This is a genomic window from Streptomyces sp. NPDC026673 (assembly GCF_040638135.1).
Classification (GTDB): Bacteria; Actinomycetota; Actinomycetes; order Streptomycetales; family Streptomycetaceae; genus Actinacidiphila.
On sequence record NZ_JBEZXR010000038.1, the window covers coordinates 1 to 12247 of the forward strand.

14 protein-coding genes are annotated in these 12247 nt (G+C 68.3%); 8 read left to right on the forward strand and 6 right to left on the reverse strand.

What is annotated here, in order from left to right; translation table 11 throughout:
* Positions 1-181 (forward strand): integrase core domain-containing protein (locus tag AB0F62_RS24300; RefSeq protein WP_361802771.1); only part of this gene is annotated, 181 nt, incomplete at its 5' end.
* Between the two features lie 223 nt (positions 182-404).
* On the opposite strand, the gene AB0F62_RS24305 is transcribed toward AB0F62_RS24300, so the two are convergent.
* Entirely contained in the window at positions 405-896 is a 492-nt protein-coding gene (locus tag AB0F62_RS24305; protein WP_361802774.1) for a DUF6328 family protein, read from the reverse strand.
* A gap of 308 nt (positions 897-1204) precedes the next feature.
* Here AB0F62_RS24305 and AB0F62_RS24310 point away from each other — a divergent pair, with 308 nt between their 5' ends.
* Positions 1205-1810, forward strand: a complete 606-nt coding sequence (locus AB0F62_RS24310; protein ID WP_361802777.1) for a flavodoxin family protein — start codon at positions 1205-1207, stop codon at positions 1808-1810.
* Between the two features lie 10 nt (positions 1811-1820).
* Here AB0F62_RS24310 and AB0F62_RS24315 read toward each other — a convergent pair whose 3' ends face one another.
* The gene (locus tag AB0F62_RS24315) at positions 1821-3011 is read right to left on the reverse strand and encodes a zinc-dependent alcohol dehydrogenase (protein WP_361802780.1); all 1191 of its coding nucleotides are present in this window, start codon (positions 3009-3011) and stop codon (positions 1821-1823) included.
* A gap of 281 nt (positions 3012-3292) precedes the next feature.
* Here AB0F62_RS24315 and AB0F62_RS24320 point away from each other — a divergent pair, with 281 nt between their 5' ends.
* Positions 3293-5101, forward strand: a complete 1809-nt coding sequence (locus AB0F62_RS24320; RefSeq protein WP_361802783.1) for a thiamine pyrophosphate-requiring protein — start codon at positions 3293-3295, stop codon at positions 5099-5101.
* Between the two features lie 605 nt (positions 5102-5706).
* Here AB0F62_RS24320 and AB0F62_RS24325 read toward each other — a convergent pair.
* The 3 genes from AB0F62_RS24325 to AB0F62_RS24335 all read right to left on the reverse strand — a co-directional run bounded on the left by AB0F62_RS24325 (position 5707) and on the right by AB0F62_RS24335 (position 8292).
* Positions 5707-6714 carry an SRPBCC family protein gene (locus AB0F62_RS24325; RefSeq protein ID WP_361802786.1) on the reverse strand — a complete coding sequence of 336 codons (1008 nt, stop codon included), beginning with the start codon at positions 6712-6714 and terminating at the stop codon, positions 5707-5709.
* 4 nt (positions 6715-6718) lie between these two features.
* Positions 6719-7453 carry a histone protein gene (locus AB0F62_RS24330; protein ID WP_361802789.1) on the reverse strand — a complete coding sequence of 245 codons (735 nt, stop codon included), beginning with the start codon at positions 7451-7453 and terminating at the stop codon, positions 6719-6721.
* A 248-nt stretch (positions 7454-7701) separates the two neighbouring features.
* Positions 7702-8292, reverse strand: coding sequence for an alkaline shock response membrane anchor protein AmaP (locus AB0F62_RS24335; protein ID WP_361802792.1), 591 nt, complete (start codon positions 8290-8292; stop codon positions 7702-7704).
* On the opposite strand from AB0F62_RS24335, the gene AB0F62_RS24340 reads away from it, so the two are divergent.
* Both AB0F62_RS24340 and AB0F62_RS24345 read left to right on the forward strand, forming a co-directional pair.
* Positions 8276-8698 (forward strand): hypothetical protein, encoded by a 423-nt coding sequence (locus tag AB0F62_RS24340; protein ID WP_361802795.1) that lies wholly within the window; start codon positions 8276-8278, stop codon positions 8696-8698. The genes AB0F62_RS24335 and AB0F62_RS24340 overlap by 17 nt on opposite strands.
* A 223-nt stretch (positions 8699-8921) precedes the next feature.
* Positions 8922-9458, forward strand: coding sequence for an NUDIX hydrolase (locus tag AB0F62_RS24345; protein WP_361802798.1), 537 nt, complete (start codon positions 8922-8924; stop codon positions 9456-9458).
* Here the strand turns inward: AB0F62_RS24345 and AB0F62_RS24350 are convergent.
* Entirely contained in the window at positions 9455-10759 is a 1305-nt protein-coding gene (locus AB0F62_RS24350; RefSeq protein ID WP_361802801.1) for a hypothetical protein, read from the reverse strand. The two genes, AB0F62_RS24345 and AB0F62_RS24350, sit on opposite strands and share 4 nt — an antisense overlap.
* Positions 10760-10955: 196 nt before the next feature.
* Here AB0F62_RS24350 and AB0F62_RS24355 point away from each other — a divergent pair, with 196 nt between their 5' ends.
* From AB0F62_RS24355 to tgmA, 3 genes are all read left to right on the forward strand, one after another.
* A complete protein-coding gene (locus tag AB0F62_RS24355) occupies positions 10956-11369 on the forward strand; it encodes an ATP-binding protein (RefSeq protein WP_361802804.1) in 414 nt (137 codons plus the stop codon).
* 81 nt (positions 11370-11450) lie between these two features.
* Positions 11451-11819 (forward strand): hypothetical protein, encoded by a 369-nt coding sequence (locus AB0F62_RS24360; RefSeq protein ID WP_361802806.1) that lies wholly within the window; start codon positions 11451-11453, stop codon positions 11817-11819.
* Between the two features lie 142 nt (positions 11820-11961).
* Positions 11962-12237 carry a putative ATP-grasp-modified RiPP gene (gene tgmA / locus AB0F62_RS24365; protein WP_361802808.1) on the forward strand — a complete coding sequence of 92 codons (276 nt, stop codon included), beginning with the start codon at positions 11962-11964 and terminating at the stop codon, positions 12235-12237.
* The last annotated feature ends 10 nt before the right edge of the window (positions 12238-12247 follow it).

Here is a 12247-nt window from a genome sequence, read left to right on the forward strand (position 1 = left end):
ACGCTTCAACCGCACCCTGCTCGAGGAATGGGCCTACGCACAGCCCTACCGCTCAGAGACCGAACGACGAGCCGCATTCCCGCACTGGCTTCACAGCTACAACCACCACCGCGGACACACCGCCCTGAACGGCAAACCACCCGCCAGCCGCGTCCCCAACCTCACAGGGCAATACAACTAGCCCGCGGTTACACAGCTCCCGTACGACTTGTAGCAGCACGTCGCTGAAGTCCAGATCGCGCTCCCACGCCGTTTCCGGGGCTGTGACGACTTCTACGGGGGACACGTCCCGTGGCCGCGGGACAAAGGTCGACCGTTTGTGGGGATCCTCAAGGCACTACTGCGGTATCGGCACCGGAAGCTTTGCCTTGATACGGCAAGCGGGTGGCGCCGCCCGGAACCCGTCAGTCTTCGGCAGACCGGGATCGGGCCCACAGGGGCAGGACAAACCAGCACAGCAAATACCAGGCGAGTATTGCCGCCACCAGGTAGGGCACGTACGGATCGTGGGTGGCCACCCGCAAGACCAGGAGCAGGGCGGAGGTCATAGTGGCCAGCAGCAGGACGAGCCCGGCGAAGGTGAGGCGTGAGGCCCATTGCACGGTCTCGGGTTTGATGCGGCGCCCGGAGACGATGCGGTGGAACGAGACCGGTCCGATCAGTGCCCCGGTGGCGGCTGCGCCCAGCGCGACCGTGAGGATGTAGATGATCTTGTCGGTCGGTTCGAGTTGCGGGTAGCGCGGGGTGAAGACCACGGTCAGGAGGAAACCGAAGAGGATCTGGACGCCCGTCTGGGCGACCCGTACCTCCTGGAGGAGTTCTCCCCACTGGCGGTCGGCGCGCTCTTCCCGGCTCTCGTCGCGTCCCTCCCGGCGACCGGTGCCGTCAGCTGGCATGTCGTCCTCCCGTCGATCCCTGGTCCAGTTCACCTCGTGTACCCGGGACGGAGCCCGAGCCCTCCTGCCCGCGGGCCGTACGACGGAACCGGCCGCCGGGGCGTCGGGCCCAGCCGGCCGGTTCCGTGCGTCGTGGTTGCGCGGGGCCGGCCGGGAGCGCCGGCGCAACCGTGGTGACGTTCCCCGTCCGTGCGGCGGCCCGGCTGCTGGGCGGCGCGGGGATTCGGCGCGCGAGCGGCACTGACCGGGAGGGTGAGTCGGGCGCTCCGGCGGGGATGCGCCTGTGCCTCGGAGGTAGGTAGAGCTGCATGAAAGCTCTTGTCATCAACTGCACCCTCAAGCGGTCGCCGCAACCGTCCAACACGTACGCTCTGGCGAAGGTGGTAGCTGACCAGCTCGCGGCCTACGGCGTGGATATCGATTGCGTCCGCGCCGTGGATCTCGACATCAAGCCGGGCGTGACCAGCGACGAGGGCGACGGGGACGCGTGGCCCGAGGTCCACGAGAAGCTGCTGACCTCGGAGATCCTCATCATGGCTTCGCCCACCTGGCTCGGCAGGCCGTCATCGGTCGCCCAGCGCGTGCTGGAGCGCATGGACGCCTTGATGTCCGAGACGGACGGCCGAGTCCGCCCAGTTGCCTACAACCGGGTGGCCGGGGTGGTGGTGACGGGCAACGAGGACGGCGCGCACCACGTCATCAGCGAGATCTCCGGGGCCCTGGCCGACCTGGGGTACACCATCCCGGGCCAGGCCTGGACGTACTGGCACCTCGGCCCTGGCGCCGGCCCTGACTACCTCGACGACGAACGGGGCCACGACTGGTCCCACAGGACGGGCCGCGCGATGGCCGCGAACCTCTACGGCGTGGCCCGGGCCCTGGCGGCCACGCCGCTCGACGCGCCGCCTGGGTGATTCGCGGGCGTCACGGGATCATGAGGACCTTGATCGCGCCGTCGGCCTTCTTCTGGAACATGTCGTAGGCCTGTGGTGCCTGTTCCAGCGGGACGTGGTGCGTGGCGAAGCCGTCCACGCCGAGCGGGTCCTCGTCGGTCAGGAGCGGGAGGATCTCGTCGCTCCAGCGCCGGACGTTGGCCTGGCCCATGCGCAACTGGATCTGCTTGTCGAACAGCGTGAGCATCGGCATGGGGTCGGTCATGCCGCCGTACACGCCGCTCACCGAGATCGTGCCGCCGCGGCGGACCAGTTCGATGGCCAGGTGCAGGGCCCCGAGACGGTCGACGCCGGCGGTCTGCATGAGCTTGGCGGCCCAGGCGCGTGGGAGCAGGCCGGCGGACTGCTGGGCCAGTTTGCCGAGGGTGCTGCCATGGGCCTCGGTGCCCACAGCGTCGATGACGGCGTCCGGGCCGCGGCCGTCGGTGGCGTCCCGGACGGCCTTCACGAGATCGTCCTGGTGCTCGTACTCGTCGAGGCTGAACACGTGGGCGCCGTCGCGGCGCGCACGGGTCAGCCGTTCGGGTACGTGGTCGACGCCGATGACCGTGCCCGCGCCCAGGTGGCGGGCGACACGGCAGCACATGTCACCGATCGGTCCCAGGCCCAGGACGGCCACGCTGCCGCCCTGGGGGACGTCGGCGTACTTCACCGCCTGCCATGCGGTGGGCAGCACGTCGGACAAGTAGACGTACCGGTCGTCTGGCGGACCTTCCGGGACCTTGATCGGCCCGAACTGGGCCTGCGGCACGCGGAGGTACTCGGCCTGGGCGCCGGGGACGCTCCCGTACAGCTTGGTGTAGCCGAAGAGCTCCGCCCCGCTGCCGTACTCGGTGACCTGGGTCGTCTCGCACTGCGTCGGCAGCCCCTCGCGGCACATGTAGCAGGTGCCGCAGGCGATCTGGAACGGCACCACGACTCGGTCGCCCGGCGCGAGGTTGTGCACATCGGAGCCGGTCTCCTCGACGATGCCCATGGGTTCGTGGCCGAGGATGTCGCCGGGCGTCATGAACGGGGCGAGGACCTCGTAGAGGTGCAGGTCGGAGCCGCACAGGCCGGTGGAGGTGATGCGGACCAGCACGTCGGTGGGCTCTTCGATCCGGGGGTCGGGCACGGTGTCGACCCGTACGTCGTGCTTGTCGTGCCACACGGTCGCCCGCATGATCGATCACTTCCTCGCGGTTTGTCCTTCACGGCAGGACCATCGGGTACCCGGGGGCGCGCCGGCGAACCGTCGGGTGCGCTGTCATCCGGCCGATCCGGCCTTGGGGGGCGTTAGAGACCGGACGCTTCGGGAACCCGTGACTGGGGCGCCGAGGCGGTTAACCGACCAGCGGAAGGCGGACGACGCGCACGCCGCCGCCTCGTGCCGGAGCGACCGGGGCGGCTGTCACGGTGCACCGCCACCGACATTGTTGAAGCCGAAACAGGAAGGTGACTCCCGTGTCCATCAAGGTGTCCGACCACGTTCTGCAGCGGCTGCGGGAATGGGGCGTCGACCACGTCTTCGCCTATCCCGGTGACGGCATCAACGGGCTGCTCGCCGCATGGGGCCGGGCGGACGACAAGCCGCGGTTCGTCCAGGCCCGCCACGAGGAGATGGCCGCCTTCCAGGCAGTGGGCTACGCCAAGTTCTCCGGACGAGTCGGCGTCTGCGCGGCCACGTCGGGCCCCGGAGCCATCCATCTCCTCAACGGCCTGTACGACGCCAAGCTCGACCACGTGCCGGTGGTGGCGATCGTCGGGCAGACCAACCGCAGCGCGATGGGCGGCTCGTACCAGCAGGAGGTGGATCTGCTGAGCCTGTTCAAGGACGTCGCCTCGGAGTACGTGGAGATGGTGACCGTCCCCGAGCAACTGCCCAACGTCATCGACCGCGCAATGCGGGTGGCGGCGGCCAAGCGCACGGTCACCGCCGTGATCCTCCCGGCCGACGTCCAGGAGCTCGACTACTCCCCGCCGCAGCACGCGTTCAAGATGGTGCCCTCCAGCCTGGGCATGCCCTCCTTCGCCCCGGTCCCCGACGAGGCCGACTTGGACAGGGCGGCCGAGGTGCTCAACGCGGGCGAGAAGGTGGCCGTCCTCATCGGCCAGGGTGCGCGCGGCGCACGGCTCGAAGTGGAGCAGCTGGCCGACACGCTCGGCGCCGGAGTGGCCAAGGCGCTGCTCGGCAAGGACGCCCTGTCTGACGAACTGCCGTACGTCACGGGGGCGATCGGCCTACTGGGCACCCGGCCCAGTTACGAGCTGATGCGGGACTGCGACACCCTGCTGGTGATCGGCTCCAGCTTCCCCTACAGCCAGTTCCTGCCGGAGTTCGGCAAGGCCCGGGCGGTGCAGATCGACATCGACCCCTTCATGGTGGGTCTGCGCTACCCGTTCGAGGTGAACCTCGTCGGCGATGCCAGGACGACCCTGACGCGGCTGCTGCCGAAGCTGGAACGCAAGAAGCACGGCAGTTGGCGCAGGAAGATCGAGAAGGACACGGCCCGCTGGTGGGAGGTCATGGAGCGCCGCGCCGGCGTCGAGGCGGACCCGATCAACCCGGAACATGTCGTGCACGCCCTGGACGCGCTGCTGCCCGAGGACGTCATCCTGGCCGCCGACTCCGGTTCCGCGGCCAACTGGTACGCCCGGCACCTGCGGATGCGCGGCGGCATGCGCGGCTCCCTGTCCGGCACGCTCGCCACCATGGGACCCGGTGTGCCGTACGTGATCGGCGCCAAGTTCGCCCACCCGGACCGGCCGGCGATCGCCCTGGTCGGTGACGGGGCGATGCAGATGAACGGAATGGCGGAGCTCATCACGGCCGCCAAGTACTACCGCGACTGGTCCGATCCAAGGATGGTCGTGGCCGTCCTCAACAACGGCGACCTCAACCAGGTGACCTGGGAGATGCGCGCCATGTCCGGAGCGCCGCAGTTCCTGCCCTCCCAGGCCCTGCCGGACGTCGCCTACGCGGACTTCGCCCGCTCTATCGGCCTGGACGGCCTCCGCGTGGAGAAGCCGGGCGAGGTCGAGGGCGCCTGGCAGCGGGCGCTGGCCGCGGACAGGCCCTTCGTCCTGGACTTCCGCACCGACCCCGCCGTCCCGCCGGTCCCGCCCCACGCCACGCTCGACCAGATCGAGGCCGCGGCCGCGTCCGTCCTCAAGGGGGACTCCGACAGCGCCGCCATGGTCCGGCAGGGCTTCAAGGCGAAGGTGCAGGAGATGCTGCCCGGCCGCGGACACCGTGGCGGCGGCGAGCAGTGACCGCCCTGCCACGGCCGACATCCCGCCAGTCGACGCCGTGGAAGCCTCGGCGTGCACGGTGCCCACCGACGCACCCGAGGGTGACGGTACCCTGACCTGGGACTCCACGACCCTCGTGCTGATGCGGGTGCGCACCGGCGACACCACCGGGATCGGCTGGACGTAAGTGCTCCTGCCACCGCCCAGGTCGTCACCGGGAAGCTCGCACCGGTCGTAACCGGTACGAGCGCCTGGTTCGTGCCCGGGGCGAACGAGTCGATGTGCCGGGCGGTGTGCAACGCGTGCCTCCCCGGCGTGACGGAGCGGCGCCGTCTCAAGCGAGCGACGGGTTCAAAGACAGGACCGCCGCGGGAGGCTGGCGCAGGCGCAGGTACCTCCGCCCTGGATTCGTCGCATGTCACTCAGGCGCTCCCAATCGAGCGCCCTGCAGTGGTGGCGGCCGAGACCGTGCTGCTCGCAGCGACCCCTATGCGGCCACTGCGCTCTTGCCGTACGCGGCGTGGTCCTGGTTTGTTACGGCGCTCAACGCCAGGATCGTCCAGCTCAACCCGCGTTCCTGAGAGCGCACGGATCGTCCAGGGCTGCCGAATAGCGGGGAGGGACGATCACGCGCTCTGCTCTTCATCCACCTCGTCTTCTTCCTCCTCTTCGCCCCCTTCGTACCCCTCGCCTTCCGGGTACTCTTCTTCTCCCTCGGCGTACGCGTCTTCTTCCTCGTACTCATCCCCTTCGCTTTCGGGGTACTCGTCCTCGTCTTCGTACTCGCCGGGCTCCTCCGAGCTTTCTTCGGCGGCTTGTTCTTCCTCGATGGCTTCCTCATGGGTGCGGACTACTTCACCGTCGCGAATTTCGCCGCGCCAGCCGTCTGGTTCCTCGTCGGTGAGGGTCACGTAACGCTGGTAGTGCTTGAAATCGAGTCGCAGACGGCGCCCCTGGGCGCGCCAGATGTTGCCGGTCTTCTCGAAGAAGCCGGAGGGGTAGTACTCAACCACGAGCACGATGCGGGTGAGGCTGGGTGCCAGTTCGTGGAAGCTGACACATCCGCGGGTGGTGCCCTTTGCGCCCTCCGAGCTCCAGACGATGCGTTCGTCCGGCACCTGCTCTTGCGTTGTGGCCTTCCACCCACGAGTCGACGGACCCACCTTGACCTTCCAGTCGCTGTCCGTGTCCTTGCCCCGTGACGCACTGCGAACGCCCTTAGTGAAGCTGCTGAACTTCTCGTACTGTGTCCAGTGGTCGTACGCGAAGCGCAGCGAAACACCGACGTCCATCACTTCGATGATGTTCATGACCTTGGTGGTGCCGCCCTTACGGCCCTTACCGCCGCCTCCGAAGACCCCCTTGACCTTGTCGACGACGTTGTCCTTGACGCTTTTCGCCTTCTCGCCGATCAACGCCTTGGCCGGTGAATCACCCTGGAGTATCCGCAGACCCGCCTTGGGCAGCACACCGCCGCCGTCAGCTACACCTTGGAGTCCGCTGGTAACGTCGCCGAGTTTGTCGCTAGCCTTGTCTGCCAGGTGTCCTACCTGCGCTCCCATGAAGCTTGTGAGCGCGCCGCGCAACTGGTCCAGCCCCGAGCCCTGCCCGTTGTCTCGTGTCGTGCTGGCCATGGGCCTACCTCCGCCGTGTGGATGTCTTCTTCGCCGCTGTCTTCTTGGCGGCGGTCTTCTTGGCGGCGGTCTTCCTCGCCGGAGCTGAGGTCTTCTTCGCTGTCGTCTTCTTCGCGGGTGCCGCTTTCTTGGCTGCTGTCTTCTTAGCTGGCGCCTGGCGGGGAGCTGCCTTCGCGGGCCGGCGGGTGGCCCTCCGGCTGCGCGCCTTTTCGTCGCGGCTCGCGTCCTGCTTTCGGGCTGTCGTGCGTCGCCTCGGCTCAGGCTCCTCTTCTTCCGGCTCTGGCGCACCCTCGGAGGGTTCCTCTTCCTCCTCGGGCTCGTCTTCCTCTTCGTATTCGTCCTCGGGTTCCTCCTCTTCTTCCGGCTCCTCTTCCTCTTCGTATTCGTCCTCGCGCTCCTCCTCTTCTTCCGGCTCCTCTTCCTTGCTCTTGCCTATGCGTTCTGTGCGTGCGTGGAGGGAGTCGGCCATCTCAGAGAGCTTGCGGTCGACTACCGCGCCCATCGCCTGGCGTCCGGCCTTCAGGGCCTCACCGCGTAGCTGCTCGCTGAGTTCTTCGATCTGAGGAAGTTCACGCAGCCTCTTCGCCCCTTCCGCCAGCAGCTGATGGGGTTCCAGGCCGAACCGGCGTCCAGCCAGGTAGGTCGCCATGGTGAAGGCCAGTCGCCCCTTCTTCGTCCGGCCCAGGATGTAGCCTCCGGCGACCGCGACGGCGATAGCGAGTTTGGGTACGTCACTCATCAGGTTTCCCTTCCGTCCGGCGCACGCCATCACCGAGCACGCAATGGCTCGCTCGCATGGGCGGAGCGCATGATGGGGCAGCGGGCAGGGGCCGCGCTGGGTCGCTCCACTCTTTTCAGTCTGGTCGGAGACTTCGGCCAGCGCACGCGGAGGGCGAACGCCTCCGGGGCCGCCGCAATACGTTGGTATGAGGCCGGAGTGAGCGGTTCGCCTTGCCAGTGCGAACACTCCGCTCTGGTGCCGGCGCTCTATTCGACGCGGCGCTGACGCCGATGCACCCGGGCGGACAGGTCGGTCAAACCGGTGCTCTCGCGGGCGTGCGCCACGGGGCCGCGACACAGCGCCTGCAGGACAGGGGCGGGTGCACCGTGATCTGTCAGCGTCAGAGCCACATCGAGCCGGGGGTGTGCGGGCCGTCCGGTCATGTGGGCGCTGGCTCGGTCGATGCCGGGCAGAGCGCGCGCTTCGTCAGCGACAGCGTCGCTGAGGGCAGGATCTCGCAGTTCGACACCGTCGGGCGGAGGCGTTCCGTTCAGGTGCACTGAGGCAGGGCGGCGACGACTCAGCTGAGCCAGCAGCCAGAGGAGGGCCAAGACGGTTGCCAGGGTGAGGCCTGCGATGACGGTAGGCCACCGCCAGCCCTGGTCGCTCCAGCGGATCCGGTCTGCGTTGCTGAGCAGTACGCCGTTGCGCGTGGTCAGAGGCCAGCCGACGGGCGGACTCACGTGAAGCCGACGGTAGAAGTCGATGCCAGCGGTGAAGATCAGCAGCCCTCCGCCCAGCAGCACCAGGCCGCTGATGGCCAAGAGGAGGCGGTTGAGCATGGATCGGCCGTTCATGGCGCGCTCCCCGGGCAGGTCAACGGTTTCGTTGTCGTATGCGGATCGCCAGCCGTGGGGCATGTGCCAGCGCAAGCTGGCGGCATTGGTCCTGCAGAGCCAAGCTGAGGTCGGCGCGGACGACAACGCGGCGTCGCCCGACCGGACTAACGCTCGCCTGATGCCCGGAACGCGCATCGCGGCGTCGCGCAACATCAGTTCCCGCGTCGCGCGTGGTCCGAACGGCTCCGAATGGCAGGTGGAGGTACGCTGCGTCGTCGCCGAGGGTCGCCGAGCCGTGGACATCGCCCGCACGGTCCACGACCGAGCCCGAGCGTCGCTCCTCCCGCTCGTCACGGCTCACGAGACCGGGAAGGACCTCACCGTGACCGTCACCATCACCCGGATCATGCGGACACCTGCGTGACATGGGCTCCGCGGCTAGCCACGGGCGAAACGGCCTCAACAGGAAACGGCACATTGCAGCTCGGTGGCCACGGAGGGAAGTCGGTTTCCCGTGTGAGGTTCTCGGGCCAAGTCTGCACAGGCAGGCGGGCTGTGCTGGCAGGGGAGGGCCCCTGCAGGGCTGGGACATGTCCCGGCGCCGGCTGACATGCTGGGGGCGATACCGGCGAGAGGGGTAGGGCGGCATGCAGTGGGAGGTCCACGGTGAAAGGCCGATCTACGAGAACCCGTGGGTGAACCTGTGGCTTGTGGACGTGCAGCAGCCTGATGGTCGGCGCTGGGAGCATCACGTGGTGAGGCTGCGGCATCTGGCCGTGGCCGTTGTGGTGGACGACCAGAAGCGGGTGTTGATGATGTGGCGGCACCGCTTCATCACCGATACCTGGGCGTGGGAGCTGCCGATGGGCCTGGTCGAGGCTGGGGAGACCCCGGAGCAGGCTGCCGTCCGTGAGGTGGAGGAAGAGACCGGCTGGCGTGTGAAGGCGGCACAGCCGCTCATCTACGGGCAGCCGGCGAACGGCATCACGGACTCGGAGCACTACGTCTTCCGTGCCGAGGCGGGCGCCTACGTAGGTCCTCCGACGGAGGTCAACGAGACAGATCGCATCGAGTGGATCCCGATGGCGGACATCCGAGGCATGATCGACCGGCGGGAGATCGTGTCCAGCGGCTCTCTGATCGGGGTGCTATACCTGCTTCTGGATGAGGCCACGAGGGGCTAGGCGAAGGCTTTTCGCATCTCCGCCTCGAAGGCGATCACAGGAGGTGCTCCCGCATGGGGGGCCAGGCGGGTGTGGAATTCGCGTACGTGGCCGAGGATGCGCGGGGAGTCCACATTGGTGGCCAGGTCGAGGGCCATGCTGGCGGTGGAACAGGCGCGGTCGAGGGCCCCGTTGTGTAGCTGGGTGGTGGCCAGCCAGAAGGCGTGGAAAGCCCGGCCGCGTTGTTGGTCGCGGTTCTCGCGGCGCAGGCCTTCGGCGATGAGGGGTTCGGCTTGGCGGTGCTCGCCGAGCTGTGCGCGAGCGATGCCGGTGTCCACGATCAGCTTGGTCTCGTCGAAGTAGCGCACCCACTGGGGCGCGTACGTGGTGTCGGCCCGTTCGAACTCGGCGTGCGACCGGGCGAGGGCCCGGTGGCAGTCGTCGGCAGCGCGCAGCGTGGCGTGGGCGAATGCTTCCCGCATGTGGAGCATGGCCATCACCAGCTCCGGGGCTTCGGTGGCGCGGGCGGTGTCCTGGGCGGCGTGGGCGAGTGCAGCGGCTTCGCCGGCGTCGCCTTCGTAGGTGGCCTGCAGGCTCATGCACGACAGGACGTTGGCGACGAATTGCCGGTCGCCGAGGTTCTGCGCGAGGTGCATGGCCTGGGTGAAGTAGGTGCGGGCGGTGCTGTATTGGCGGGCGTCGAAGTAGGACCAGCCCGCCATGCGGGCGAGCTCGGCGGCCAGAGAGATCAGGCCCCGTCGCAGGGGGCCTTCGCGGGTTCCGTCGATGAGCTGTTGGGCGTAGCGCAGGTGGCCGACGACTGCGGGACGCAGTGCTGCGCCGCCGTGCTGGTTGTCGCGTTTCCAGTAGTCCTCGATGGCGGACTGGATGGCTGTGAGGGTGGAGCGTGTGACGTCGCCGGCGTCGACCAGGTGGAGGATGGTGTCGAGCTCGGCGGTGGGGGCAGCGGGAGGGGTGGCCAGGGCCGCCTGCGGCTGCTTATTGGGTTCGGTGACGGTGGCCCGCGGTGGGACTTCCCAGGGGCGCTGGGCGAGTCCCAGCATCGCGCCTGGGATGCGCAGCCCGTCGGCGACGCGTTCGATGACGTCGATGTGTGCGAGCTTGCGCCGCCCTGCCGTGATCTCCCCGACGCGGCTGGGGGTCATGTCGCATAAGGCGGCGATGCGGGAGGGGTAGATCCCGGCGCGGCGCCGTACGAGGGCGAAGACCGTGGAGAAGTCGCGCCTTCGGCAGGCGCTGACCATGTCGGGGTCAGTGAGCAGCGCGGCTGGTAGTGCACGCGGCCCGTTGGTCTTGGCCATCGGCGATCCCCCTCGCCTCAGTTGCGCAGAGTGAAGGAATCTGACGCACCGGAATCTTATCCACGTTGGGTAATCACGTGGGCCTACACGTGGGTTATGGGTTGGCGGGACGCTTCCCACACGCCACTTGAGTGGTGTGACCTCTTGGAACTCGAATGGGGCGTGCGCCCCTCGAAGGGGGAGCTGTTTCCCCGTGATGACGCAACCCAATGCGGACACGCAGGTGTGGCAGATGTGGTTCACGCCGTTCCCGAAGACGGTGTACATCGCTCGTAGACAGGTGAGCCGGGTCCTGGCCGGCTGGGGCGTTCCTGACGATGCGGTGGACACCGCGGTGCTGATCACCAGTGAGCTCGTCACGAACGCGATCCGGCACTGCGGCACTCGGCACCTGGTGCACGTCGAGGTCACGGACGACGGCGACCAGGTGCTGCTGGAGGTGTCCGACCCCAGCCGTGAGCATCCCCGTCCGGCGGTCGCGCCGAGCTACGCCGAGAGCGGGCGCGGGCTGATGCTGGTGCGGGCGGCCGCTGCCGACTTCGGCGCACGGGACCGCGAGCCAGTCGGCAAGACCGTGTGGGCGACCGTCCTTCGGCAGCTGGCCGTATGAAGCCCCGGCCCTGCAGCGCGGACGCTGTCGTGCTGCAGGGCGGGTTCCATTTCCGTCCCTGTAGCGCGAAGGATTCTTGTAGTGGCCGTTGAGGCTGGTGCTGGTGAACAGCTCCCGTTCCGTGTGGCGTTCGACCCGGAGCGTGGGCAGCTGGTGCTGATGGTGACGGTCGGCATGCCGCCGAGGCAGCGGGTGACCACGCAGGTCATCTGCAGTGCTGAGGATGCGGCCTGTCAGGTCACTCTGCAGCGGCATGAGGCGCGGCTGCGGGGCCAGTTGGCCGACATGATCGCCGAGGCGGCCGTGCGGCATTTGGGCGTGGATCCGCACCGGCTGGAGGCGGCGGTGGCCGCATTGTCGGACCCGGCGAGCAGCGTGCCGGCCAGCTCGATCCTCCACGGTGAGCGCGGTGTGGACCATCCGGCCCCGATCGGGCCACCAGGCCTCTGACCTGCGGTTATGCGAAAAAGTTTCTTGACCCCCAACTTGTTTGCCTTTACAATAAGAGGAGGTCGAAGGGGGAGGGAACAGGCCCTTCGACCACCGGCCAGCCGACCGGCTGACCGGACACCAACCCGGATGGGAGATCACCGTGGCAGCCGAGCTGACCAGCGAGAGCACCACCACCGAGCCGTGGGGCGCGAGCCGCCTGGGCCACTACACCGACGACACCGCCGTCCCCGCGTTCACCGCCGTCCTCGACCCGGAGACGCAGACCGCCGTCCTGATCGACGAGCTCGGCCGGACCGTGGAGATGGGCAAGCACGGCACCAGCACCAACACCACCGCCCGCACCTCGACGTCCGGCGACGGAGCCGCGCCGGGCACCACGGACGCCGACTCCGTCCCGGCGAACGACCAGGACTGAGGCTGAGCTG

What these genes read in the sequence shown, in the direction of transcription:
- AB0F62_RS24355 (WP_361802804.1), top strand. Translation starts at nt 10,956, where the DNA reads ATGACGCAACCCAATGCGGACACGCAGGTGTGGCAGATGTGGTTCACG.
- AB0F62_RS24325 (WP_361802786.1), bottom strand. Translation starts at nt 6,714, where the DNA reads ATGGCCAGCACGACACGAGACAACGGGCAGGGCTCGGGGCTGGACCAG.
- AB0F62_RS24330 (WP_361802789.1), bottom strand. Translation starts at nt 7,453, where the DNA reads ATGAGTGACGTACCCAAACTCGCTATCGCCGTCGCGGTCGCCGGAGGC.
- AB0F62_RS24305 (WP_361802774.1), bottom strand. Translation starts at nt 896, where the DNA reads ATGCCAGCTGACGGCACCGGTCGCCGGGAGGGACGCGACGAGAGCCGG.
- AB0F62_RS24350 (WP_361802801.1), bottom strand. Translation starts at nt 10,759, where the DNA reads ATGGCCAAGACCAACGGGCCGCGTGCACTACCAGCCGCGCTGCTCACT.
- AB0F62_RS24315 (WP_361802780.1), bottom strand. Translation starts at nt 3,011, where the DNA reads ATGCGGGCGACCGTGTGGCACGACAAGCACGACGTACGGGTCGACACC.
- AB0F62_RS24335 (WP_361802792.1), bottom strand. Translation starts at nt 8,292, where the DNA reads ATGAACGGCCGATCCATGCTCAACCGCCTCCTCTTGGCCATCAGCGGC.
- AB0F62_RS24345 (WP_361802798.1), top strand. Translation starts at nt 8,922, where the DNA reads ATGCAGTGGGAGGTCCACGGTGAAAGGCCGATCTACGAGAACCCGTGG.
- AB0F62_RS24310 (WP_361802777.1), top strand. Translation starts at nt 1,205, where the DNA reads ATGAAAGCTCTTGTCATCAACTGCACCCTCAAGCGGTCGCCGCAACCG.
- AB0F62_RS24340 (WP_361802795.1), top strand. Translation starts at nt 8,276, where the DNA reads ATGGATCGGCCGTTCATGGCGCGCTCCCCGGGCAGGTCAACGGTTTCG.